Source organism: Corallococcus sp. EGB (assembly GCF_019968905.1).
Taxonomy (GTDB): Bacteria; Myxococcota; Myxococcia; order Myxococcales; family Myxococcaceae; genus Corallococcus.
In genome coordinates this window covers 6222919-6246812 of sequence record NZ_CP079946.1, presented here as the reverse complement: position 1 = coordinate 6246812, position 23894 = coordinate 6222919, and the positions used below count along the sequence as shown (strand labels likewise).

Below are 23894 nucleotides of genomic sequence, written 5' to 3'. Positions count from 1 at the left end.
CGGGCCGTCAGGGGCGCGTGTCGACCCGCAGGGGCATGCCGAAGCGCGCGGTGAAGAACTGGAGCAGGTGGGCGTGCTCGAAGGTGATTTCTTCCGGGCGCTCCGTGAGGTGCGCGTGCTCGGGGACGATCATCAGCGACGCGTCCTGGCCCCGGGCCCGGAGCGCGCGCACGAAGACGTCCGCGTCCGACAGCGACACCTTGGGGTCCCTCGCGTCCAGCTTCACGGCGATGGGGGCCTCCACCCGGTCCACGTAGGTGATGGGCGAGATGGCGCGAAGCCGCTCCGCGTCCTGCTCCGGATCGCCGTACTCGGAGGCCCGGGCCTGACGCAGCTCCGGCGTCGTCTGGGAGAGGAAGGAGCCAATGTCCGTCTTGGCGGCCAGGGCGAAGCCCGCGTCGTAGCTGCCCGCGAAGCGCGTCATGCCCATCAGCGTCTGGTTGCCTCCGTAGCTCCAACCGAAGATGCCCACCTTGGGGACCACTCCGTCGCGCGTGAACCGCTGGTGCAGGCAGCGGCTGGCGGCCTCCAGGTCCGTGGCCGCCGCCACGCGCAGGGGACCATCGTCCGCGCGGGCCCAGTCCTCGGAGCAGGCCGTGCCCCGCACCGCGGGCTCCGCGTAGATGAAGCCCGCGCGGAGGAAGAACTCCGGACGCCAGTGGTAGCCCGGCCGGGGACAGCCCGTGGTGTAGAAGGCGAGCACGGGACACGCGCGCTCCTGGCAGGCGGGCGGCACCCGCACCTGGATCCGGAAGCGGACATCGCCGTTGTCACACGACAGGTCCTCCGCGGGGGCCGCGCTCCAGCGCAGGCGCTGCCCGGAGTCCGCGAGGATGGCCGCCAGGGTGGACGTCAGCGCCGCGTCGGGCTCCACACGGGGATGGCGCCGCAGCAACTCCTCGCGGGAGTCGCCGTCCCGAACGAGCGCCGTGCCCACGACACGAGGACTGTCCGCGTCCGCATGCGCACCGAGCACCTTCTGGGGCGCCGGCGCCGGGACGACGGGCCGCGAACACGCACCGAGCACCAGCAGGCCCACGAGCCCCGCCAGGAGGAGGGGAGAAGAGGACACACGAAGCACGGCCTGCCTCCTGGACCTCAGTCGTCGCCGGAGTCCGGCTGGCCGAACAGCTCACGCACCGGCGCGTCGTCCTGGATGTGCTCGGCCACCACGCGGCGCATCTTCTCCGGCGTCATCCCGGAGTAGTACACCTCTCCGGGCCACCCCATGAGCTGGTAGTCCTCCGGGGACAGCGGGTCGCGCTTGCGGCCCGTGTCCTCGCGCACCACCACGTTGGGCCCCATGTGGCAGAAGCCGTAGCAGCCGCCGCGGTACAGCTCGCAGCGCGCCTGCAGCCCCTTCTCCGACAAGAGCTCGCGTGCCGTCACATGCACCGCGTCCGAGCCGCCCGCGCGGCAGCTGCTGCCCTTGCACACCGACATCCGGTAGCGCTTCACGGCGGGCCTCCCCGTGCCAGGCCGGCACCATGCGCATTGAAGAGCTGCAGCATCACCACATGCCCCTTGAAAAGGCTCCGGCCCGCCCTTTCCCTGACGGCGGGAAGGAGGCGGGCCGGGGTGCGCGCGACGGGGGCGGCGAAAGGGCCACACCCCTCGCGGTGCGAAACGCGGACTACTTGATGAACTTCGTCACCTGGATGGGACCCTGCTGCGTCACCACCGCGTGTCCGGCGCCCGGCTTGGCGTGGCCGTGGCCCGCGCCCAGCTGCTTGCCGTGGCCGTGGTCCGCCTGTCCCTCGCCGATGCGCGTGTGCGCTTCCTTGTGGACGTGGGCCGGCTCCGTGGAGCTCTCGCGCTTGTTCCAGGGGTCGGACGGGTGCGACACCGCCGGGCCCTTGAGCAGCTTCGGGATGTCGTAGACGAAGTTCTGCCGGTTGTACTCGGACGGCGTGTGCATGTACGTGTCCATGCGGATGGCGTCCTTCGGGCACGCCTCCACGCACAGGCCACACACGATGCAGCGCAGCTCGTCGATGACGAACTGGGTGGGGTACTTCTCGATGACCGCCGACTCGCTGTCGGTGGCCTCGCGCTCGTACTCACCCGCCTCGATGTAGATGCACTGCGCGGGGCAGATGGTCGCGCACATGTAGCAGGCCACGCAGCGCGGCTTGCCGTCGTCGCGCGGCACCAGCCGGTGCAGGCCACGGTAGCCCTCCGGATAGATGGGCTTCTCTTCCGGGTACTCCACCGTGGTCATCAGGCTCGTGCCCGTGCGGTCCACCACCTGGGGGTTGGGGTCGCGCGTGCCGAACATGTTGCGGAAGAAGTGCTTGGTCGTGATGGCCAGACCGCGCAGCAGCTCCGGGATGTACATCCGCTCGCGGAGGTCCGTGCGCGGATCCTGGGAAGCATTGAACGCCATGGTGACTTGTCTCGCTTCCGGACCGCGCTAGTGCGCGCCCGCCGGGGAATGGGAGTGGGGGTCCGCGTGCGCCTGCAGGGCGTGCGCGTCGTGTCCGTGGCCATGCGCGTCGTGCCCGTGGCCGTGCGCCGCGTCGTGCACGTCCGCCGCCTTGGCCCCCGACGTCATCGTCAGGGCGAGCACGAAGCCGATCTCCAGGAGGCCCACCACGCCCAGCGCCTTGAGGGACGGATCCCACAGCACCAGCGCGCCGCTGATGAACACGTTGGCCAGGCCCGCGGGCAGGAGGATCTTCCAGCCCAGGTTCTGGATCTGATCGTAGCGGAAGCGCGGGAAGGTCCAGCGGATCACCAGCTGCACCCAGATGAGCAGGATGACCTTGATCCAGAACACCGTGCCCAGGAGGGTGCCGTACACCCAGCCGTGCTCCTGCATGAAGGGCTGAGCCGCCAGCCACTCGCCGCCGAAGGGCAGGTGGTGCCCGCCGAAGAAGAGCGACGTCGTCACGCCGGCCAGCACCACGACCTCCACGAACTCGGAGATCATGAACATGCCGAACTTCATGCCGGAGTACTCCACGAAGTAGCCGATGATCTCCGACTCGCCTTCCGGAGCGTCGAACGGCGCGCGCTTGGTCTCCGCGAAGGAGGCCACGAAGAACGCGATGAAGCCCAGGGGCTGGATGAAGATGCCCCACGCCGGCAGGCCCAGGTCGAAGGCGCCGTCGCTGCGCCACAGGTACCTGGCCTGGCCGGTGCCGGACACGAGCGCGTTGCCCACGTCACCCACCAGCGTGGGCAGCTGCACCGAGGAGAAGGCCAGGAACAGGCCGACCAGCGACAGGCCCAGGGCCACTTCGTAGCTGATCATCTGCGCGGAGGCGCGCACGCCGCCCAGGAGCGCGAACTTGTTGTTGGAGGACCAGCCGGCCAGCGACGTGCCGTAGACGGCGAGCGACGCGATGGCCAGGAGGTACAGCATGCCGAAGTCCGGCGTGGCGACCACCATGTCCACCGTCTTGCCGAACACGTTCACGGACGGCCCGGCGGGCACCACCGCGAACAGCGCGAACACCGGCGCGAACGCGAGGATGGGGCCCAGGTTGAACAGGAAGCGGTTGGCCGCCGCGGGGACGAAGTCCTCCTTGGTCAGCATCTTCAGCACGTCGGTGATGATGTGCGGGATGCCGCCCAGGGAGCGGTTGCCCAGGCCCGGGATGGCGGACAGGCGCGCGCGGTTGGGGCCCACGCGGTCCTGCATGAACGCGGACCATTTGCGCTCCGCCAGCGTGAGCAGCGTGGCGGTGATCATCACGAAGACGAGCATCAGGAAGATGATGTTCGTCAGACGGCTGGCGCCCGCGAAGAGGTACTCCTCCGCCAGGTAGCCCACCAGATACGCCGAGGCCACTCCGCCAGCGATGGCGAAGACGATGAAGGCCATGGCGAACAGCATGGTCAGGATGCGGCTCATGGTCAGATGCCCCTCACGCGCGGCGCGCCGAACTCGCGGTAGCCCGGCGGACGGCCGTCGGCCCCCGACGGCAGCGGATTGATGCCCGGCTTCTCCCGGTCCGGCGGAGACGCCTTGTCCCAGTTGAACTCGGCGAACTCGGCCACCTGGCCGGAGAGCGCCCGCCACACGTCGCGCGCGGAGGCCGCGGCGGCCTCGCCGCCCAGCTCGCGCGTCAGCTCCGTGGCCCACTTCCAGTGCGGCACCGCGTCACCCTTGGAGGGGTACGCCTTGCGGAAGCGCTGGGTGATGCCGTCCTGCTGGGTGAACGTGCCCTCGTCCTCGATGTGCGCGGAGGCGGGCAGCAGCACCGTGGCCTGCGCCGTCACCGGGGACTCGTTCTGCGCCTGGACGACGAACACCTCCAGCGACGCGGCGACCTCCGCGAACGCGGCCGCGTCCGTGGGGACCTCCGCGCCCAGCGCGTAGAGCGCCTTCACCTGGCCCGCCTTGATGGCCGGGGTGAGCTCGTCGAAGCCCTTGAGCGACAGCCCCAGGCCCTTGGCGATGAGCGCCAGGCCCTGGCGGTTGGGGTTCTTGTCCGCCGTCATCAGGTAGTGGTCCGCCTTGCCCTGCGGCCGGCCCCCCACGAAGACGTTGGTGACACCCAGCACCGCCTTGGCGAACGTCAGGCCCGCGAGCAGGTCCTCGTTGGACGCGAGCGGCGAGGCCAGCACCGCCAGCTGCTTGGAGCCCGCGAGCGGCTTGAGCGCCTTGACCGCGGCGAGGGCGGCGTCCTTGCGGGTGAGCACCGGCTGCACCGTGCCGGGGGCCTGCAGGCCGCGGCCCACGCGGGCGGACAGCACGCGGCCCACGTTCAGGTCCTTGTACGACAGGCGGCCCTGGTCGCACATCCAGCTCTTGTTGATGGCCTCGTTCTCACGCGGGCGGTAGCGGTAGGTGTCCTGGGACATCCAGTCCGCGGAGATGTTGCAGCCGCGCGAGCAGCCCGTGCAGACGGAAGGCGTGGCGGACAGGAACCAGGCGCGCGCCTTGAAGCGGAAGTCGCGCGACAGCAGCGCGCCCACCGGGCACACGTCCACGGTGTTCAGCGAGTAGTTGCTGTCCAGCTCGTTGCCCGGGAAGACGTCGATGCGCTCGTGGCTGCCACGGCCGAAGACGCCCAGCTGCGGCTCCTTCGGGATTTCATTCATGAAGCGGACGCAGCGCGTGCAGATGATGCAGCGCTCCTGGTCCAGCACGACGCGGGGCCCCAGCACCTTGCGCTTGTGCTTGAGGGCCTTGGTGCCCTCCAGGCGCGAGGGCTTGTAGTCGTACTTCATGTAGTAGTCCTGCAGCTTGCACTCACCGGCCTGGTCGCAGATGGAGCAGTCGACCGGGTGGTTCAAGAGCAGGAACTCCATCACCGCGCGCTGCTGCTCCTTGACCTTGGGGGTCGTGGTCTTGATGACCTGACCCTCGGCCATGGGCGTCTGGCAGGCGGGGACGAGCTTGGGCGCGTTGGACGCCTCAATCAGGCAGATGCGGCAGTTGGCCGCGATGGAGAGGCGCGGGTGGTAGCAGTAGTAGGGGATCTCCGAGCCGACCGTCTTGGCCGCCTCGATCATGTTGGTCCCCGGCTTCACCACGACTTCCTTGCCGTCGATGACCGCCGTCACGAAGCCCGGGTTCTTGGGCTGTGGCTTGGGCGGAGGGCCGCCGGCGGGCGCCGCCGGCTTGGGCGGAGGCGTGCCGGTGGGGCCGCTGGCGGCCGCGGGCGGGTTGTCCAGCTTCGCGCCCGCGGGCGGGTTGGACGGCTCCGGGCTGACCTTGGCCGCGGGCGTGTCGGTGGGCGCGCCCTTGGGGGGCGTCTGCGCGTCACCGGTAGGCTTCTTCGTGTCGTTGTCGCTCACTGCTCGACCTCGCCGCCGATCATGTTGATGGTGTCAAAGGTGGGAACGAGGTCCGCGATCATCTTGCCCTGGATGATGTGCGGGAGCGCCGACAGCACCGGGAAGCCCGGGGCACGCACGTGGACCTTGTACGGGCGGCCGCGGCCGTCGCTCACCAGGTACCAGCCCAGCTCGCCGTTGGACGCCTCCGTCGCGTCGTAGACCTCGCCGGGGGGAACCTGGATGCCCTCCATCACCAGCTTGAAGTGCGCCATCACGCCTTCGATGGTGCCGTACACCTCGGGCTTGGGCGGCAGCGCGATGCGCCAGTCGTCCACGATGATGGGGCCCGCGGGGATGGTGTCCAACGCCTGGCGGATGATCTTGATGGACTGCCGCATCTCCTCCAGGCGCACGAGGTAGCGGTCGTAGTTGTCGCCGTGCTGGCCGACCACCGCCTCGAAGTCGAAGCGGTCGTAGACCCAGTACGGCTGCACCTTGCGCAGGTCGTGGTCCACGCCGCAGGCGCGCAGCGCGGGGCCGGTCCACCCGTAGTCGATGGCGTCCTCGGCGCTGATGACGCCGGTGCCCTTGGTGCGGTCCACGAAGATGCGGTTGCGCGTGAGCAGCCCGTCCATCTCCACGAGCAGCTCTTCGGTGCGGTCCAGCGTCTTCTTGACCTTCTCCGACCAGCCCTCCGGCAGGTCGCGGTTGAGCCCGCCCACGCGGCCGAAGCTGGTGGTGAGGCGCGCGCCGGTGAGCTCCGTGACGCGGTCCTGGATGAGCTCGCGGGCCTCCATGCCGTAGAGGAACGGCGCGAAGCCGCCCATCTCCAGGCCGGTGGCGCCCACGCACGTCAGGTGGTCGGTGAGCCGGTGCAGCTCGCTGCCGATGACGCGGATGTACTGGGCGCGCTCCGGGATCTCCAGGCCGATGAGCTTCTCCACGGCGTTGAGGAACCCGAAGTTGTTCATCATCGCGGACAGGTAGTTGAGCCGGTCCGTGTACGGCAGGCACTGCGTCCAGGTGACGTTCTCGCAGCTCTTCTGGAAGCCGCGGTGGAGGAAGCCGATCTCCGGGTCGATCTTGACGATGGTCTCACCCTCGAGCTCCACCTTCAGCCGCACGGTGCCGTGCGTGGCCGGGTGGGAGGGGCCCATGTTGATGACCATGTGCTTCGACTGGAGGTGGGACTCCAGCTCCGACTCCTCGTGGGCGAACCCGTCGGTGTCGGGGTTGTGCGGCTTCTGCGCGTCGATGTTGTGGCTGTCGGCCATGGTGAGGTCTCGATCAGGCGATGCCGCTGGTGCCGGGGCCGCGGAAGATGTCCTTGATGGGGCGCTCGGGGATCAACGGCTGGCGGTCTCGCAGCGCGTAGTCCTTGCGCAGGGGGTGACCCTGGAACTCGTCGTACAGGAGGATGCGGCGCAGGTCCGGGTGGTCCGTGAAGCGGATGCCGTAGAAGTCGAACACCAGCCGCTCCCACCAGTTGGCGCCGCGGTACAGCGGCGTGAGGGAGGGCACTTCCGGGCGGGTCTCGGTCACGCGCACCTTCAGGCGCACGTGCTCCTTCCGCTTGAGCGAGTAGAGGAAGTAGACGACCTCGAAGCGAGGATCGCTCTCCGCCAGGTGCAGACGGTCCACGGCGTCCGCGGAGCCGAACAGCTTGAAGTCCAGCTCGGGGTCCATCTTCAGGAAGGTGGCGACCTTCGGCAGCCACTCCGCATGAATGACGGCCCAGGCTCCGCCGGCGCGGTCGACGTAGCGCTCCGCGACCGCCTCGGGGAACTGGGCGGCGACCCGATCCAACGCGAAAATGCTCAAGGGGGGCCTCGATCTACGACAGAGGAAACCGCGGCTTTATAAGGACCGTTCGCGGGAGGCGTCAACGTAAACCCTCAACCGTGTAGGCCACTTAGGTGGTCCAGTAGCCCGCGTCGCGGTCCACCCCCTGCCTGCCCGGGCACGGCCGGCGCGGCGGTCAGGCCGCCACGTCCGGGCCCAGCACCGGGGCGTGCTCGGCGGGTTCGGGGATGAACGTCACCACCGGCTGGCTCTTGCCGGGGACGAGCGCGGTGGGGGCGGGGGCCCAGCGGAAGGCGTCACCCGCCTGCTCGCGGGTCGCCTGGGAGACGAGCACCGGCACCCCGAAGCCCTTGGTCAGCCGCTCGATGCGGTTGGCCAGGTTCACCGTGTCGCCAATGGCCGTGTACTCCAGGCGCCGGAAGGGGGAGCCGATGTTGCCCAGCACCACGGGCCCGGTGTGCACGCCCACCCCCATGCGCAGGCCGGGCTCGCCCCGGGCCGCGCGCTCGGCGTTGACGGCCTCCAGCTCCCGCACCATGTCCAGCGCGCACCGGGTGGCGCTCCGGGCGTGGTGGGCGTCCGGCAGCGGGGCGCCGAAGTACACCATCAGTGCGTCCCCGATGAACTTGTCGAGCGTCCCACCGTGGCGGAACACCACCTCCACCATGCGGCCGTAGTACTCGTTGAGGATGGTGACCACCTGCTCGGGCGGCAGCCGTTCGCTCAAGGCGGTGAAGTCGCGCACGTCCGCGAAGAGGACGGACACCTCGCGCAGCTCCGGGGCGGGCGAGTCGCGGTCCTGGAGGCGCTCGGCGACGGCGGGGGAGAAGTAGCGGCCCAGGCGGGCGCGCTGGAGCTCCTCCTGGGTGACGGCGGCGGACAAGAGGCGGATGCGCTGGAGGAGCCGGGAGGCGCCCGCGGCCGCCATGGCCAGCATCACCGCGCCGGCCACCTGGGCGCCCGCGCCGATGGCGGCCTCCTGCTGGAGCTTCACCTCCGCGAGGATGCCGATGCCCATGACGAGCACGGTGATGGGCCGCCGCAGGCTCAGCGCGGACAGCAGCACCAGCGCCGCGAAGATGCCCAGCGTGAAGCCGGCCACTCCGCCCGGGGATGGGGACACGGGCAGCGCCAGGTGCTGCAGCCAGTAGACGGCCGGCACGTCCACGAACGCGACGGACAGCGAGGCCCAGCGGGCGATGCTCGCGGAGGCCGTCACCGCCACGGCCACGACGGTGGTGCACACGAAGTACAGCGTGAACGGCGCCAGATAGACGTCCCAGTCGTGCAGCCCGCGCACGCGGCCCAGGTACACCGCCATGGTGAAGAGCGCGCCCACCGCTCCCAGCCGGACCCAGGCCAGGTGCCGTCCGTTGGACTGGCGCTCCACGGCGAGCGCGCGGCGCACGGACTCCTGCAGGGTGTCGCGATGCGTGGCGCTGGATGACATGGGCGCGGCCCCTCGGGCCGAGGGAAGCTCCGGTCTGGAACGACGGGGGCGCCATCTTGCACCGGGAGTGCGCGCCATGCACGTCAGGTGCTCCTGGAAAGGCCGCTGGAACACAGAGTTGGCGCGAAAACGCCTGGACGGGGTAGACGCTGGAGACATGTCCGTGCGGTCCGTCGCCTCCTCTCTCCGTGCCACTTCGGGGCGCCTGGCCCTCGGCGCCCTGCTGGGGCTGCTGCTCTTCGCCGCCGAGACGGCCTGGCTGCTCAAGGCCGGGGTGGTGGGCGTGGACATGCCACTGGACGGCCCCTACGCCGCGCTGGCGGCGGCGGTCCGGCCGCTGCTGCCCGACGTCGTCCTGCGCGTGGTGGCTGTCTACGTCGTCGCGGGCGGACTCCTGGGGCTCGCCGCCGCGGTGCTGGCCTCGGCCTGGACCCGGCGGGGCGGGTGGGTGGCGCTGGCGGTGATGGTGCCGCACTGGCTGGTGCTGCTGCTGCTCTGGGCGTGGGACCGGGCGCTGGCGCGCCCCGCCCTCTTCGACGACCTGCCGGCGGCGCGGCCGGCGCTGGCGTGGCTGGTGGAGCACGGCGAGCCCTGGCAGGCGCGCGCGGCGGCGGGGGCGTGGGTGGCGGTCCATCTGGTGGTGCTGGCGGTGCGCCGCGTCCGGGCGCTGTCGCGGCTTGGGGCCTCTGGTGGCGCCGCGGCCCGGCGGGTGGAGCGTGTCGTGTCGGCGGTGGTGGTGACGGTTGTCGTGGTCCTGGCGGTGGCGGTGACGGTGCGCCGGGTGGGACCCTCCGTGCGGCAGCCGCTGGTGGTGCTCATCGGCATCGACGCGTTCCGGCCGGACCGGCTGGGCGCGACGGGGCGCGGTGTCGCGCCCCATGTGGAGCGCTTCCTCCAGGACGCCACGCTCTTCACCCGGGCCTACACGCCCGTCGCGCAGACGGAGCCCGCGTGGCGCTCGCTGCTCACCGCGCGCTGGCCGTTCCGCACGGGCGTGCGCTACCCGCTGACGCCGGATGCGCGGCTCGTGCTGGCGCCCACCTTCGCGCAGCGCTTCGCGGAGGCCGGGTGGCGCACGGTGTTCGCCACGGACTGCTCGCGCTTCCACTTCGAGGGCCCGGCCTCCGGCTTCGCCACGCGTTGGCAGCCTCCGCGCGGCGCGCTCAACTTCGCGCTGGAGAAGCTGCGCTACCGGGCGCTGGGCCTCTTCGCGGACAACGCCGTTGGCGCCGCGTGGGTGCCCGAGTTCATCGACAACCGCGCGCTGGCCGGCATCCATGATCCGATGGGCTATGCGCGCCGGCTGTCGGACGGGCTCGTGGCGGAGGCAGGGGAGGGGCCGCTGCTCTTCGCCTTCCACGCCACGGCGGCGCACTTCCCGGGCGACCCGGTGTACCCGTTCTACCGCCGCTACGTGTCCTCCTCAGAGCCGCTGGAGCGCCGGCTGCGCATGCACTTCGCGCCGGTGGCGCCGGGGGCGAAGGGCGCGTGGAGCCGGGAGGGCGCGGAGGGGCTCTACGACGAGCTGCTCGCGCAGGCGGACGCGCAGGTGGGCACGCTGCTGGACGCGCTCCGGGCCTCCGGGCGCTACGACGACGCGCTCATCGTGCTGATGTCCGACCACGGCGAGAGCTTCCACGCGGACCGGCCGGACCTGGCGGGCGCCACGTCCGTGCACGGCGCGCGGCTGGGCGACGAGGAGAACCGCATCCTGCTCGCGGTGAAGCTGCCCGGCGGCCGCGGCGGGGGCCTCTCCCAGGTGGACGCGCTGGCGCGGCTGGTGGACGTGGGCCCCACGCTGCTGGACCTGGCCGGCCTGGGCGGGCTGCCGGAGGCGGACGGGGCGTCGCTCGGGCCGCTCTTGCGCGGCGAGTCGCGTCCGCTCGCGCCGCTGTACGCGGAGACGGGCTACACGCACGTGAGCCCGGAGGTGTTCGACCCGGGCCACTGGCCGGGCGCGCCGCGCACCTTCGACGCGTACCGCCTGCGCCCGGACGGCGTGGTGGAGATGGGCGAGGAGGCAGGCGAGGCGGTGCTGCGCGAGAAGGACACCGGCGCCTTCGACGGCCTGCGTTGGGTGGTGGACCGGCCGCAGGCGGACGGCAGCGTGCACCGCGGCTGCTCGGGCGACTGTGCAGGGCCGGACGCGCGGGCGCTGGCGGACTGGCTGGACGATACGCGGGAGCGCGCTCCGGACGCCGCCTCACGTAGAGTGGCCGGCCATGTCGACGACCGAAACGACTCGCGGACTCCAGGAAACGTACGCCCCCCACAACGCCTGCTTCGGGTGTGGCCCGGCCAACCCGAAAGGGCTGCGCATCCGCAGCCGCGTGGAGGGTGACCTCGTCGTCGCGGACTGGACGCCCGAGGAGCACCACCAGGCGTTCCCCGGCGTGCTCAACGGCGGCATCATCGGCGCGCTGCTGGACTGCCACTGCAACTGGACGGCGGCGTACCACCTGATGAAGGCGCAGGGCGCGGCCACCCCGCCGTGCACCGTCACCGCCGACTACGCCATCACGCTCAAGCGCCCCACGCCCATGGGCCCCGTGCACCTGTCCGCGAAGCCCGTGTCCATCGAGGGCGACCGCGTCGTCGTGGAGGGCACCCTCACGGGAGCGAACGGCAAGGTGACGGCCACCTGCCGCGGCACCTTCGTCGCGGTGAAGGAAGGCCACCCCGCGTACCACCGCTGGTAGGCCCCTGGAACGCCTCGGGCCCCGTCACCGGCCTCTTCTCCAAGAGGCGGCGCGGGGCCCGCGGGGGTGAGGCCGGGGGGCTGGGGACTACTTGCCGGCGGCGAGCATGCGGGCGTGGTGCTCCGCGGTCTCGTTGGGCTGGCCGACGTCGCGCAGCCGGTGCGTCTGGTTGCCGATCTTGTCCTGCAGCAGCATCAGGCCGTCCAGCACCTGCTCCGGACGCGGCGGGCAGCCGGGGATGTAGACGTCCACCGGGATGATGCGGTCGATGCCCTGGAGCACCGCGTAGTTGTCGTAGAAGCCGCCCGAGGACGCGCACACGCCGAAGGACACGACCCACTTGGGCTCGGTCATCTGCTCGTAGACGCGCTTGAGGATGGGGGCCTGCTTCAGGTTGATGGTGCCCACCACCATCAGCAGGTCCGCCTGACGCGGCGAGAAGCGGGGGAACTCCGCGCCGAAGCGGGAGATGTCGTGCCGGCTGGCGGCCACGGACATGTACTCCATGCCGCAGCACGCGGTGGCGTACGGGTAGGTGAACAGCGAGTACTTGCGGGCCCAGCCCAGGCCCTTGGACACCAGCTTCTGGAAGAAGCCCATGGCTTCATCCCGGCGGGTGGTCATGATGGGAGCGATGTCGGTGTCAGCCATGGTGTTGCCTCAGCTCTCCCAGTCGAGAGCGCCCTTCTTCCAGACGTAGATAAGGCCCACGATCAGGGTCGCCGCGAAAACCAGCATCTCCACGTAGCCGAACCAGCCGAGCGCCTGGAAGTTCACCGCCCAGGGGTACAGGAACACCGCTTCCACGTCGAACACGATGAAGAGCAGCGCGATGACGTAGAACTTCACGGCGAAGCGCTGGCGAGCGGGGCCGCTCGACTCGGAGCCTGCTTCGAAGGGGGCCGACTTGGTGCTGCTCGGGCGCTTGGGGCCCAGCCGGGTGGTGACCTGGGGGATGATCATCCCCATGACACCGGCCAGCAGGAGCACCACCGCCATCGGCAGGTACGGTGCGAGAGGGGTAGTCATCGGGCGCGGACCCTAACGACACCGCTGGCGTCGTGTCAAAGGGAAACACCCCCACGCCATGGGCGCCAACCCCTTGAGAAGAGGGCCGAAATGCCGGGCCCGTCCGGTTCCCCCGTCCACCGCCCGGACGCCCACCCCCGGACTCGCGGTGGATCAGCCGGCGGCGCGCCGTGCCCGGGCCGGTTTGACGCTGCGGGGAGCGCACGCCTAGCGTCTGCGGGCTGTCCTTCTTTTTCCGCCATCACTGGAGCGTCGCGACATGTGGGGCCGGCTGACCTTGCGGATGCAGGTGGCGATCGCGGTGCTGGTTCCCTGCGTCGCGGTGGTGTTCTTCACCGGGATGTACTTTCCCGCCCGTCAGAAGGCCGCGGGCCTGGAGGTCCTGGCCGGCAGGGCCGTGACGCTGGGGACGCTGGTGGTGCGCCACCCCTGGCTCGCGCTGCCGGACTCCGCGCCGGACGCCCGCGCGCGGCGGGACGACGTCCTGTCCCAGGTGGAGTCCGGCGGCTTCACGCTGACGTTCCAGGAATTGACCCGGCGCTCGGACGGCGCGGTGGTGGCCACGCGCGGGCAGGTGCCCGAAGGGCTGCAGAAGCCGTCCCAGCCCGCGGAGGGCCGGTGCACGGTGGCGCGGCATCCGGACCAGGTGGTGGTGCGCTGCGTGAGCGACGGCCGCGAGTACCTGGCGGGCTTCGGCACCCAGGAGGTGATGGCGGCGCTGGCGGCGACGGAGGGCTATTCGCTGCTGGGCTACCTGGGCGCCGCGGTGCTGGGCCTGGGGCTGGCGGTCATCATCAGCCGCGCCATCGCGGACCCCGTGTCCCGCGTCACGCAGGTGGCGCGCGAGGTGGCCCGGGGCGACGTGTTCCGGGGCGAGCTGGACGTGTCCGCCGCCGGCGAGGTGCGGCAGATGGCCACCTCCTTCAACGAGATGCTGGGCACGCTGCGCTCCACGGTGATGGAGCTCGTCACGCGCACGGAGCAGCTGTCCAGCGCGTCGCGCGGCCTCATGGGCGCCTCCGCGGACCAGGAGCACGTCATCAGCCAGCAGGCCGCGTACGCGCAGCAGATCGCCGCCACGTTCGAGGAGCTCTCCCGCACCGCCGAGCAGATCTCCTCGTCCACGGAGGTGGTGGAGTCCAGCGCGCGGCGCACCCATGACGCGGTCGCGGAGGCGATGGCGGTGGTGGCGCAGGTGGTGGGCGGCATCAACGACATCCGCACGGAGTCCAAGGGCGTGGCGGACGCCATCGTGGGGCTGAACAAGGACCTGCAGCAGGTCTCCAAGATCGCCCAGGTCATCAACCAGGTGGCGGAGCGGAGCGACCTGCTGGCGCTCAACGCGGCGCTCGAGGGCACCAAGGCGGGCGACGTGGGCCGGGGCTTCTCCCTGGTGGCCGCGGAGATGCGCAAGCTGGCGGAGAACGTGTCCGCGTCCGCGCGAGACATCGCCCGCATCGTGGAGAAGGTGCAGGACTCCGGCGAGGAGGCCGCGTCCAAGGCCCGCGTGGGCATGGCGACGAGCGACCGGGGCGTGGAGGTGGCGGAGCAGGCCTCCTCCGTCTTCCTGCGCATCGTGGAGCTGGCGCGCGGCACCAGCGAGGCGGCGCGGCAGATCACCATCGCCACCCGTCAGCAGCGCCAGTCCAGCGAGCAGGCGGTGCAGGGGGCCCGCAACGTGGCGGACCTGGTGAAGCAGGGCGTGGACGCCACCGGCCGCACCACCCGCATCGCCCAGGACCTGCAGGCCGTGGCCGAAGGGCTCACCGCCGTCACGAGCCGCTTCAAGGCCCAGCAGCCCCGGCCCTGAGCCCTACACCGCGCGGGCCGACGCCGCGCGGGCGCGCAGCTTCTGGAACAGCTCCAGGGGCATGGCCGCCACGCCCAGGCGGTGGTCGGGCGCCACCGCCTCGCCGTGGAAGTCGCTGCCGAAGGTGGGCACCAGGTCGAACTCCGCCGCGAGCGCCAGGTACTTCTGCCGCACCGCGGGGTTGTGGTCCATGCTGAGGACCTCCAGGCCCGCGAGGCCCGCCTTCGCCAGCGCTTGGATCTCCGGGCGCTCCATCTTGGAGGAGCCGGGGTGGGCGAGCGTGGCCGTGCCGCCCGCACCGCGGATGAGCCGGATGGCCTCCGCGCCGTCCAGCTTGAAGCGCTCCACCCACGCCGCGCGGCCCGTGCCCAGGAAGCGGTCGAACGCGGCCTTCACGTCCACGCACCAGCCCTGATCCACCAGCACCCGCGCCAGGTGGGGCCGCCCCAGCTGCGCGTCCCCCGCCACCTTGCGCACCTGCTCCATGCGCACCGGGAAGCCCAGCTCCCGCAGGCGGGCCACCATGGCCTCCATGCGCTGGGTGCGCTCGTCCCGCAGCCGGTCCGCGAAGCGCGACAGGTCCGGGTCCTCCGGGCGCAGGAAGTGGCCCAGGATGTGGGCCTCCTTGCCGTAGACGAAGGCGGACAGCTCGATGCCGGGCACCAGCTCGACGCCGTGCGCGGCGGCGGCCGCCTCCGCCTCGCGGAGCCCCGCCACCGTGTCGTGGTCCGTCACGGCCAGGACGGTGACGCCCGCGGCGGCGGCTCTCGCCACCAGCTCCGAGGGCGGGTACTGGCCGTCACTGGCGGTGGTGTGGGAATGCAGGTCGATCACGGCTGGAAGACCCTCCGGGGGCGGCGAGGCGGGCACTCTTACGCCATCTGCCCATGGGAAGGGGCCGGAAGAGCGGACCCTGTGTGAATCCGCACGGCGGCGGTTTTGTTCCTGTCCGGTGGCGGCCCCGCCGGCAGGGGAGGGGCTGAAGGCGGGCTCCCCTTGGCAGGCGGGGGGTGTTAGATCGCCGCGCCATGGCCAAGACCCCGACCCCGAAGAAGTCCTCCCTTCGCGCCGCCTACGCGAACGCGCGCAAGGCGGATCCGCGCCCCATCACCGGCAAGGAGAAGCCGGCGGAGCTGCTCGCGCACGCGTTCAGCGCCTACGTGGGCCGGCAGGAGCGCACCGCGTTCGAGCTGATGCAGCAGTCCGTGCAGCAGGACGCGTCCATCTTCCTCACGCTGTCCGGCGCCATGACGCCCGCGGGCCTGCACCAGTCCTGCCTCATCCCGCTGGTGGAGAAGGGCATCATCTCCGCCATCACCACCACGGGCGCCAACCTCTACCACGACGCCCACCGCATCATCGGCCACGGCATCCGCGAGGTGAACCCCAACGCGGGCGACCTCCAGTACCGCCTGGCGCGCATCATCCGCATCTACGACCTGGGCTTCTGGGAGGAGGCGCTGCTCGACACCGACCGCCTCTTCTCCGCCATCCTCCGGCAGCCGCAGTTCCAGCGGAAGATGACCACCCCGGAGTTCCACTACCTCCTGGGCAAGGCCATCCACGGCATCGAGAAGCAGCTGGGCGTGAAGCAGCCGTCGCTCTTGTCCACCTGCTACAAGCACGGCGTGCCCATCTGGGTGGGCGCGGTGCAGGACGGCTCCATCTTCCTCAACGTCGTGAAGCTGAAGCGCCTGCTGGGTGACGAGTTCAAGTTCGAGCTCGACATCAACGACGACGTCTATTCCATGGCCGCCATGCAGCACTACTGCCGCCACCACGGGAGCGGGAAGCTGGCCATCTGGATCCTGGGCGGCGGCGTGCCCAAGAACTACACGCTCCAGGGCGAGCCGCTGTTGGATCAGATCCTCAACGTCCCCACGTCGGGCTTCGACATCGACGTGCAGTTCTGCGTGGACCCGGTGGACAACGGCGCGCTGTCCAGCTGCCCTGCCGGCGAGGGCCACACCTGGGGCAAGGTGTCCGTGGAGGCGGTGGAGACGGGCTCCATGTACGTGCACTGCGACGTGACGGCGGTGTTCCCCTGGCTCACGCACGCGCTGTTCAGCGAGCCCAAGAACAAGCGCAAGCCCATGCGTCTGATGGACAAGATGGACGACGCGGTGAAGTTCCTGGACGCGGACGTCAAGAAGCGCAGCAAGTCCCTGATGAAGACGCTGGACTGGAGCGTCGAGGACGCCGAGCCCTCCTCCGAGGAGGACGCGAAGTCCCACGACGCCTTCGTCCGTTAGCGCGCAGTCCTTCCACCCAAGGCCCCAAGTCCCAAGGAGACGGTGATGAGTCAGCAGCCCGCGACCGGTGTGGTGATGTCCCTGGTCAGTGCCCCCCAGCTGAAGACGCAGGTCACGCACGGCCCGTCCGGCGCGACGCTGCCCACGGAGGCGCCGAAGGACAACGGCGGCACCGGCGGCAGCTTCTCCCCCACGGACCTGGTGGCCACCGCGCTGATGTCCTGCGTCGTGACGACCATGCACCTCATGGCCGGCAAGGAGGGCTTCACCCTGGGCGAGGTGCGCGCGTCGGTGGAGAAGCGGATGACTCCGCCGCCGCGCAAGATTGGCGAGCTGGTGCTGTCCATCCTGATGCCAGCCGGCCTCACGAAGGACCAGCGCACCCTGCTGGAGAAGATCGCCCACGAGTGCCCCGTGGCGCGCAGCCTCCACCCGGATGTGAAGGTGACGACGTCGTTCGGCTATCCGGACTGAAGCGGCCGTGAAGGGGCTCGGGGGGCCGCCTGCCCTCCAAGTCCCGCTGACGTCGTGCGGCAAGCGGTCGCCGTGCCCACCCTCCTGAGGTCATCGGATGCCTCGGAGGAGGGGCTCGCGGCATGAATGTGAAGCGACTGGGCATCTACCTCAACGATCACCTGCTGGGCTCCACCGTGGGCCTGGACCTCGCGAAGCGGACGGAGCGCGAGAACCGCAGCAACCCGGTGGGCCAGTACCTGGCCACGCTCATTCCGTTGCTGGAGCAGGACCGTGCCACGCTGCTCACGGTGATGGCCGCCCTGGAGGTCCGGGTGGATCCGCTCAAGGTGGGCGGCGCCTGGCTGGCGGAGAAGCTGTCGCGGCTGAAGCTCAACGGCTCCTGGCTGCGCTACTCACCGTTGAGCCGGCTGGTGGAGCTGGAGGGGCTGTGCGTGGGCTCCCACGGGCGGGTGTCCCTGTGGAGGACCCTGGAGCGGATGTCCGCCAGGGAGCCGCGCCTGGCGCGGTTCGACTTCGTCTTCCTGGCCGAGCGCGCCGACGGGCAGCTGGAGACGCTCCAGACGCTGCGGCTGCGCTCGACGGATGCCGCGTTCAGCGACACGTCCGTCGAGACCGGCGAAGCGGCACCGGTCCCGGCGGAGGCTTGAGGCGTCAGTGGCTTCAGGTCCCCGAGGGCGAGACGGGGTTGCGCGTCCCGGTGTCCGGCCCGGGCAGCAGGCGCAGCTGGCTGGCGGAGGTGAACGTCGCGTCCACCTCGCGCTCCAGGTACGTGTAGCCGGACAGGCCGTCTTCGTAGACGCGCAGCAGGTTGCGCGACTCGTCCAGGGTGATGCGCCCCTGGCGCAGCGCCAGCTCCGTGAACTTGCGCAGCTTCGCGACGAGGTCGTCCTTGTTGTAGCTCACGTAGTTGAGCACTTCCGTCACCGTGTCCCCGGCGACGACGTGGTCAATCAGGTAGCCGCCGCCCGGCGCCAGCGACACCTGCACCGTGTGCGTGTCCCCGAAGAGGTTGTGCAGGTCGCCCAGGATCTCCTGGTACGCGCCCACCAGGAAGATGCCCAGGTAGTAGTCGTCGCTGTTGAGCGCGTGCAGCTCCAGCGCGTCCTTCACCTCGCGCTTGTCGATGAAGTGCTCGATCTTCCCGTCCGAGTCGCAGGTGATGTCCGCCAGCGTCGCGCGCCGGGTCGGCTTCTCCGCCAGGCGGTGGATGGGCATCATCGGGAAGAGCTGATCAATGGCCCACGAGTCCGGCAGCGACTGGAACACGGAGAAGTTGCAGAAGTAGGTGTCCGACAGCTGCTTCTCCAGGACCTCCAGCTCCTCCGGAATCTCCCCGGCCTCGCGCGCCACGCGCAGGATCTTGTGGCAGATGGCCCAGTAGAGGTTCTCCGCCGCCACGCGCTGCTCCAGCGACAGGTGGCCCAGGGAGAACAGCTGGAGGCTCTCCTCCTTGGCGTCCTGCGCGTCGTGGAAGGCCTCGATGACGTTCTTGTTCGTCACCTCGCGGAAGGTGGACCAGAGGTTGCGCACCACGGAGGGCGCCTTCTCATCCACCTTGTCGGGCGTGTGGGACGGGTCGAACTCGCTGGTGCCCAGCACGTCCACCACCAGCACGGCGTGGTGCGCGACCACGGCGCGGCCGGACTCGGAGACGAGCGTGGGGTGCGGCACGCCCGCGCGGTCGCACGCCTCCATCACGCCGAAGACGACGTCGTTGGCGTACTCCTCCGTCGTGTAGTTCATGGAGGAGGCGAAGTTCGTCTGGGAGCCGTCGTAGTCCACGCCCAGGCCGCCGCCCACGTCCAGGTACTTCAGCGGCGCGCCCTGGCGCGCCACCTCCACGTAGAAGCAGCCCACCTCGCGCAGCGCGTTCTTCACGTTGCGGATGTTGGAGATCTGGCTGCCCAGGTGGAAGTGCAGCAGCTCGAAGGAGGAGAGCAGGCCCGCGTCCTTCATGAAGCCGATGCAGGACATCAGCTCCGACGAGGACAGGCCGAACTTGGAGCGGTCACCGCCGGACGCCTCCCACTTGCCGGCGCCGCGCGTGGACAGCTTCACGCGCATGCCCAGCCGCGGGGTGATGCCGGTGCGGCGCGCCACCTCCGCGATGAGGGGCAGCTCGCTGGGCTTCTCCACCACGAGGATGACGTTGCGGCCCAGGCGCGAATAGAAGAGCGCCGTCTCGATGTACTCCTCGTCCTTGTAGCCGTTGCAGATGACGAGCGCGTCCTCGCTGTCCAGGAGCGCCATCACCGCGAGCAGCTCCGGCTTGCTGCCGGCCTCCAGGCCGTAGGTGTGCTCCTTGCCCGCCTCGATGATGGTCTCCACCACGTAGCGGTGCTGGTTCACCTTGATGGGGTACACGCCCCGGTACAGGCCCTTGTAGCCCTGATCCGCGATGGCCTTCTTGAACGCGTTGTTCAGGTGCACCACGCGGTGGCGCAGCACGTCCGTGAAGCGCAGGAGCAGCGGCAGGCCGATGCCCCGGCGGCGGACCTCGTCCACCAGCTCCTTGAGGTCCATGCTCGGAGCGGCGGGCCCGTCCGGGTGGACGCACACGTGGCCCTTGTCGTTGATGCCGAAGTAGGGCGAGCCCCAGTTGCGGATGCCGTACAGCTCGTGGGCATCGGCCAGGGTCCAGCGGTGCTGAGGGGAGGGAGCGGCCATCGTTGTTTCGTGCCTCCGGTGGAGCGCGCGGCGGGGGTGGAAACTCCCATGAACACGGGAGGGGGGCCGGACTATCGGAAACGCCCCATCCATTCAATAGCCGCCTGTTCCCAGGGCAGGCAGGCGAGCAGGGGCACCAGGCGGGCCCCTGGCCCTGGTGGGCCGGCCAGCATCCAATTCCTACCCTTCCATCCAAGCAGCGCAGGGAGGCCGGGTGGAGAGAAGGGGAGGGTACATGGAGTCGTCCGCACGCAGGGAAGAGGCAGCGCCACTGACCCCGCGGGAGATCTTCGAACGGTTGGATCGCTATGTCATCGGTCAGGACGCCGCGAAGCGAGCGGTGGCCATCGCCGCGCACAACCACCTCAAGCGAGTCCAGGCGCGGCGGATGCGCCGGCAGTCCCTCATCAAGAAGTCCAACATCCTGCTCATCGGTCCCACGGGCAGCGGCAAGACGCACATCGCGCGCAACCTGGCGGAGATCCTCCACGTCCCGTTCACCACCGTGGACGCCACCGAGTACACGGAGGCGGGCTACTACGGGAAGGACGTGGAGGTGATGGTGTCCGACCTGCTCTTCAAGGCGAACCACTCCGTGGAGGACACCCAGCGGGGCATCATCTTCATCGACGAGGTGGACAAGATCGCCCGCCGCACCCAGGGCGCCCGCAACGGCGCGGGCAGCCGCGACATCGGCGGCGAGGGCGTGCAGCAGGCGCTCCTCAAGCTCCTGGAGGGGCGCGAGGTGCACGTGCCCATGAATGTCACGCAGGCGTGGAACAAAAGTGACTTCGTGCAGGTGGACACGCGCGACATCCTCTTCATCTGCGCGGGCACGTTCAGCGACCTGCACGACTACGGCGACGAGGGCGGCCGCGCCATGGGCTTTGGCGCGGACACGTTGGGCGCGAAGCGCAAGGAGAAGCGCATCTCCACCAAGCAGCTGGTGGACTTCGGGATGATGGCGGAGTTCCTCGGCCGCATGCCGGTGATGGTGCAGCTGGAGCGGCTGGGCGAGTCCGACCTCCTGCGCGTGCTCACCGAGCCGCCGGATGCCATCACCCGCGAGTTCAAGGAGCTCTTGTCCCTGGACGAGATTGAATTGGAGTTCCCGGAGAGCGGCCTGCGCGAGGTGGTGCGCTACTCCATGTCGCGTGGGCTGGGGGCTCGCGGCCTGCGCTCCATCCTGGAGCACGTGATGTCGGACATCATGTTCGAGGCGCCGGAGAAGCGTCACCGCCAGGTGACGGTGGACGCGGAGTTCGTGAAGGCGCGGCTCGCGGCGCTGGACGACGTGGAGCTCAACGCCTAGCGGGCGAGGGCTTCTCGGAGGCCCGGGCGGCGGCGCCCAGCCGTGCCGCCGCCTGCGGATCCTGGATGAGCTGGAGGACCGCGTCGTTTCGCAAGAGGGCCTGCGTGTCGCCGCGCTCCAGCGCGTCCTGCAGGTCCTGACGTGACAGCGCGAGCTGGAAGCGCGGATCCTTGCGCAGCGCCTTGAAGGCCGGGTCGTCCTGGAGCTTCTTCGCCTTGGCGGGGTCGTGCGCGGCCTGGGCCACGCGGACCAGGTCTTCCAGGGGCGCGAACTGCGTCATCTCGAAGAGGTTGAAGCGGCGGGACAGGTCGAAGGCGACGGAGTCCTTGGGGGCCACGCCCATGCGCTTGCCGGCGACGATGACGTGCTGCTCCATGAAGGTGAGCGCGCTCAGGCACACCCAGAACAGCGCGGCCATCTTCCCGCCGCCGAGGATGAAGCCCAGGGAGCGGTCCAGCCCGCGCTCGTCCGGATCCTTCCCGGAGAGGAAGCGCAGGAGCAGCGCGCCCAGCGCGTAGCGCACGGTGAGCCACGTGACGACGAAGAGCAGCACCGTGCCGAACAGCGTGCCGATGAGCAGCGGCGAGCCCAGCGCGACGGCGAGCTTGGGCGCGACGACGGGCGCGAGCTTGCGCGAGACGAAGTAGCCCGCCGCGAGCCCCACGGAGTTGGCCACCTGCCGGGCGGCGCCGGAGAGGGCGCCGAGGATGCCGAAGAACAGCACCATGCCCAGGAGGATGAGGTCGATGACCATGCGGTGGGCTCCTGGGGGCCGCTAGCGGATCTTGAACGAGGAGTCGCCCTTGGCCTTGTCCGCGGTCTGCTTCTGCGCCTCCGCGAGGGCTTCCTTGTAGCGGGCGTTGGATGGCTCGTAGGTGAGCGCCATCTTGAGGTTGCGCTCCGCGGCGGACGGGTTGCTGGCCTCCAGGTCCTTCTGGGCCTGCGCGTAGAACTGGCGGCCCTTGGGGTGGGTGCCGATCTGCTCCTCCTGCTCCTTCTTCGCGGCGGCCTTGGTCTCGGCCTCGGAGGCGTCGGTGAAGCGCAGCTTCTGCGCGCGGTCCGGGCCGGCGATGTCCGTGAGGTACTTCTTGCGCTTGGTGTCGTCGCGCAGGACGTAATAGGCCTCGGTGACGCGCTTGTAGAGCTCGTTCACCTGGTCCTTGAGGCCCTTGGACTCCAGGTGGAAGAAGCGGTCCGGGTGGTAGACGCGGCTCTCCTTGTAGAAGGCCTTCTTGATGTCGCTGGGGCCGGCGGCGCGCTCCAGGCCGAGCACCTCGAAGTAGTCCATCTGGTCGAGCTTCGCGCAGCGCGACTCCAGGTCCGCGAGCTGCTCCGGGCTGAGGGCCGGGCCTCCCGCGGCGGCGGGCGGCGGCGGGGGCATGTTGGCGGCGGCGGGAGGACGGGGCGGGGCCACGGGCGGTGGCGTCAGCGGACGGGCGGATCCAGCGGGCGCGAGCGCGGGCAGGGACGTGGTGGGGCGGTTGCCAGGACGCGGCGGCGCGGCAGTCGCCGGAGCGATGGGCGGGACCACCTGGCCCACGGCGAGCACCGGAGGCGGAGTCGGGGTGACGGCGGGCGGGTTGAGCCGGGGCGCGACGGGTGGCGGCGTCACCGGGCCCACGGTGGGAGGAGACCGGGAACCCGCGGGCGGTGACGGCGGGCGGGCCGTGGGCGCCGCGGGGATCAACGGCTGCATCGTCGGCACGATCGCGGGACCGCGGCCCATGGGCGGAGGCGTCGCCATGGGCGCGACGCCGGGCATCGCCGGAGGCGTCGCGGTCGAAGCGCTCGCGGCGGGCGGGACGACCGGCGCGATGCGAGGCATCGACGCGGGGGCCACGGGAGGCGTCACCGCGCCCACGGTGGGCGTCGCGGTGGTGGGCCGGGCACCGGCGGGAACTTGAGGCGGCGTCACCGCGGCGACAGTGGGGACCGCTGGGGCCTGGGGCGGGGGCACCGCACCGACGGCCGGAATCGCGGTCACGGTCGCACGGGCACCCGTGGGTGTTGCGGGGCCTTGCGGCGGAGTCACCGCACCGACGGCCGGAATCGCGGTCACGGTCGCGCGAGCGCCCGTGGGCGTTGCCGGTGCTTGCGGCGGAGTCACCGCACCGACGGCCGGAATCGCGGTCACGGTCGCGCGAGCGCCCGTGGGCGTTGTTGGAGCCACCGCGCCGGCCGCGGGAGTCACCGCGGAGGGACGTGAGGTGGCGGGCGTGGCCGGCCCTTGCGGCGGTGCCACCGCGCCCACCGCGGGCATCGCCGGCACGGTGGGCCGGGTCTGCGCGGTCGTCACGGGTGGGGGCGACGCGACGCCAACGGACGGGATTCCTTGCGCCATGGGCCGTGCCACGGCGGGCGCGTTCGCGGGGGCGCTGCCAGGCGGTGTGCCACGCGGCGAGGCCCCTATGGGCGTGAGTCCCGCGGGTGTCGGTCGCGGCGGGGCTCCACTCGCGGGCGCGACGGACGGCACTCCGCTGGCTGAAGCGGGCCGAGCCGTTGCCGGAGCCATGGGAGGAACGCCGCCCGCTGGAGCGGCCTGCGCGGTTGCTGGAGCCACCGAAGGAACCTGGCCCGACGCGGGCCGTGCGGTCGCGGGAGCCACCGAAGGCACCTGGCCCGACGCGGGCCGTGCCGTCGCCGGAGCCACGGGCGGAACGCC

22 protein-coding genes are annotated in these 23894 nt (G+C 70.7%); 8 read left to right on the top strand and 14 right to left on the bottom strand.

Annotated elements, in window-relative coordinates:
- Positions 1-7 precede the first annotated feature (7 nt).
- From KYK13_RS25655 to KYK13_RS25620, 8 genes are all read right to left on the bottom strand, one after another.
- Positions 8-1081: a S9 family peptidase gene (locus KYK13_RS25655; RefSeq protein ID WP_223634541.1), complete on the bottom strand. Its 1074-nt coding sequence runs from the start codon at positions 1079-1081 to the stop codon at positions 8-10.
- Between the two features lie 17 nt (positions 1082-1098).
- Positions 1099-1458, bottom strand: a complete 360-nt coding sequence (locus KYK13_RS25650; RefSeq protein ID WP_223634539.1) for a ferredoxin — start codon at positions 1456-1458, stop codon at positions 1099-1101.
- A gap of 175 nt (positions 1459-1633) precedes the next feature.
- A complete protein-coding gene (locus tag KYK13_RS25645) occupies positions 1634-2386 on the bottom strand; it encodes an NADH-quinone oxidoreductase subunit I (RefSeq protein WP_223634536.1) in 753 nt (250 codons plus the stop codon).
- 27 nt (positions 2387-2413) lie between these two features.
- Complete coding sequence (locus KYK13_RS25640) at positions 2414-3859, bottom strand: complex I subunit 1 family protein (protein ID WP_223634533.1); 1446 nt, start codon at positions 3857-3859, stop codon at positions 2414-2416.
- A gap of 2 nt (positions 3860-3861) precedes the next feature.
- Entirely contained in the window at positions 3862-5751 is a 1890-nt protein-coding gene (locus KYK13_RS25635; RefSeq protein ID WP_223634530.1) for a 2Fe-2S iron-sulfur cluster-binding protein, read from the bottom strand.
- Positions 5748-7007: an NADH dehydrogenase (quinone) subunit D gene (gene nuoD / locus KYK13_RS25630; protein WP_223634526.1), complete on the bottom strand. Its 1260-nt coding sequence runs from the start codon at positions 7005-7007 to the stop codon at positions 5748-5750. Before nuoD ends, KYK13_RS25635 begins: the two co-directional genes overlap by 4 nt.
- A gap of 13 nt (positions 7008-7020) precedes the next feature.
- Positions 7021-7539 carry an NADH-quinone oxidoreductase subunit C gene (locus tag KYK13_RS25625; RefSeq protein WP_223646760.1) on the bottom strand — a complete coding sequence of 173 codons (519 nt, stop codon included), beginning with the start codon at positions 7537-7539 and terminating at the stop codon, positions 7021-7023.
- Positions 7540-7711: 172 nt separating this feature from the next.
- Complete coding sequence (locus tag KYK13_RS25620) at positions 7712-8986, bottom strand: adenylate/guanylate cyclase domain-containing protein (protein WP_223634523.1); 1275 nt, start codon at positions 8984-8986, stop codon at positions 7712-7714.
- 157 nt (positions 8987-9143) lie between these two features.
- Between KYK13_RS25620 and KYK13_RS25615 the strand changes: the two genes are divergently transcribed.
- Positions 9144-11327, top strand: a complete 2184-nt coding sequence (locus KYK13_RS25615) for a sulfatase-like hydrolase/transferase (protein WP_223634521.1) — start codon at positions 9144-9146, stop codon at positions 11325-11327.
- Positions 11317-11685, top strand: a complete 369-nt coding sequence (locus KYK13_RS25610; protein ID WP_223634519.1) for a PaaI family thioesterase — start codon at positions 11317-11319, stop codon at positions 11683-11685. The genes KYK13_RS25615 and KYK13_RS25610 overlap by 11 nt, the downstream gene beginning before the upstream one ends.
- A gap of 87 nt (positions 11686-11772) precedes the next feature.
- Here the strand turns inward: KYK13_RS25610 and KYK13_RS25605 are convergent, their stop codons facing one another.
- On the bottom strand, positions 11773-12336 hold the full coding sequence (locus KYK13_RS25605; RefSeq protein WP_223634517.1) for an NADH-quinone oxidoreductase subunit B: 564 nt from the start codon (positions 12334-12336) through the stop codon (positions 11773-11775).
- A gap of 9 nt (positions 12337-12345) precedes the next feature.
- Positions 12346-12714, bottom strand: coding sequence for an NADH-quinone oxidoreductase subunit A (locus tag KYK13_RS25600; RefSeq protein ID WP_223634515.1), 369 nt, complete (start codon positions 12712-12714; stop codon positions 12346-12348).
- A 259-nt stretch (positions 12715-12973) separates the two neighbouring features.
- On the opposite strand from KYK13_RS25600, the gene KYK13_RS25595 reads away from it, so the two are divergent.
- Complete coding sequence (locus KYK13_RS25595; protein WP_223634513.1) at positions 12974-14524, top strand: methyl-accepting chemotaxis protein; 1551 nt, start codon at positions 12974-12976, stop codon at positions 14522-14524.
- A 3-nt stretch (positions 14525-14527) separates the two neighbouring features.
- Here KYK13_RS25595 and KYK13_RS25590 read toward each other — a convergent pair whose 3' ends face one another.
- Complete coding sequence (locus tag KYK13_RS25590) at positions 14528-15358, bottom strand: PHP domain-containing protein (RefSeq protein ID WP_223634511.1); 831 nt, start codon at positions 15356-15358, stop codon at positions 14528-14530.
- A 194-nt stretch (positions 15359-15552) separates the two neighbouring features.
- On the opposite strand from KYK13_RS25590, the gene KYK13_RS25585 reads away from it, so the two are divergent.
- The 3 genes from KYK13_RS25585 to KYK13_RS25575 all read left to right on the top strand — a co-directional run bounded on the left by KYK13_RS25585 (position 15553) and on the right by KYK13_RS25575 (position 17900).
- The gene (locus tag KYK13_RS25585; RefSeq protein ID WP_223634509.1) at positions 15553-16776 is read left to right on the top strand and encodes a deoxyhypusine synthase family protein; all 1224 of its coding nucleotides are present in this window, start codon (positions 15553-15555) and stop codon (positions 16774-16776) included.
- A 45-nt stretch (positions 16777-16821) separates the two neighbouring features.
- Positions 16822-17250, top strand: a complete 429-nt coding sequence (locus KYK13_RS25580) for an OsmC family protein (RefSeq protein WP_223634506.1) — start codon at positions 16822-16824, stop codon at positions 17248-17250.
- A gap of 122 nt (positions 17251-17372) precedes the next feature.
- Entirely contained in the window at positions 17373-17900 is a 528-nt protein-coding gene (locus KYK13_RS25575; RefSeq protein ID WP_223634503.1) for a hypothetical protein, read from the top strand.
- Between the two features lie 13 nt (positions 17901-17913).
- Here the strand turns inward: KYK13_RS25575 and speA are convergent, their stop codons facing one another.
- Complete coding sequence (speA, locus tag KYK13_RS25570; RefSeq protein WP_223634500.1) at positions 17914-19920, bottom strand: biosynthetic arginine decarboxylase; 2007 nt, start codon at positions 19918-19920, stop codon at positions 17914-17916.
- 235 nt (positions 19921-20155) lie between these two features.
- Between speA and clpX the strand changes: the two genes are divergently transcribed.
- Positions 20156-21232, top strand: a complete 1077-nt coding sequence (gene clpX, locus KYK13_RS25565) for an ATP-dependent Clp protease ATP-binding subunit ClpX (protein WP_223634497.1) — start codon at positions 20156-20158, stop codon at positions 21230-21232.
- On the opposite strand, the gene KYK13_RS25560 is transcribed toward clpX, so the two are convergent.
- Together KYK13_RS25560 and KYK13_RS25555 are read right to left on the bottom strand one after the other, a co-directional pair.
- Positions 21222-21986, bottom strand: coding sequence for a CvpA family protein (locus tag KYK13_RS25560; RefSeq protein WP_223634494.1), 765 nt, complete (start codon positions 21984-21986; stop codon positions 21222-21224). The two genes, clpX and KYK13_RS25560, sit on opposite strands and share 11 nt — an antisense overlap.
- A gap of 21 nt (positions 21987-22007) precedes the next feature.
- On the bottom strand, positions 22008-22976 hold the full coding sequence (locus KYK13_RS25555) for a J domain-containing protein (RefSeq protein ID WP_223634491.1): 969 nt from the start codon (positions 22974-22976) through the stop codon (positions 22008-22010).
- Here KYK13_RS25555 and KYK13_RS25550 point away from each other — a divergent pair.
- Positions 22975-23136, top strand: coding sequence for a hypothetical protein (locus tag KYK13_RS25550; protein WP_223634488.1), 162 nt, complete (start codon positions 22975-22977; stop codon positions 23134-23136). The two genes, KYK13_RS25555 and KYK13_RS25550, sit on opposite strands and share 2 nt — an antisense overlap.
- The last annotated feature ends 758 nt before the right edge of the window (positions 23137-23894 follow it).